The organism is Desulfocicer niacini, from assembly GCF_054657595.1.
The window spans coordinates 1-332 of sequence record NZ_BAAHYK010000204.1 but is presented as its reverse complement, the minus strand read 5'-3'; the positions used below and the strand labels follow the sequence as shown (position 1 = coordinate 332).

At 47.3% G+C, this 332-nt stretch carries 1 protein-coding gene; it reads left to right on the top strand.

From position 1 onward, the window contains the following. Positions 1 to 332, top strand: a 332-nt coding sequence (locus tag ACYQ2M_RS25400) for a DDE-type integrase/transposase/recombinase (RefSeq protein WP_459919189.1), incomplete at both ends; no start/stop codon positions are given.

Genomic DNA, 332 nt, shown 5'->3' with positions numbered 1-332 from the left:
AAGTTACTCAGATTCGGGAATAAACGTCGGGATGCAAGAACCGCTTTTGAAACCGATCACGTAAACAGTCTTTGGATGTGTGATTTCATGCATGGCCCTCTGGTGACCTTGAATCGAAAAACATACAAGGCCATCTTATGCGCAATTATTGATGACCACAGCCGCATGATCGTCGGGCATGCGTTTGCCCCTTCGGAAACGGTTTTGTCATTGACCCTGGTGTTGAAGGAAGCCTTTCTGGCATTTGGGTTTCCCAAACGCATCTACGTTGATAATGGCCCATCGTTCAACTCAGATTTCCTGGCCAAATGTTGTGCCTTGTCCGGCATATC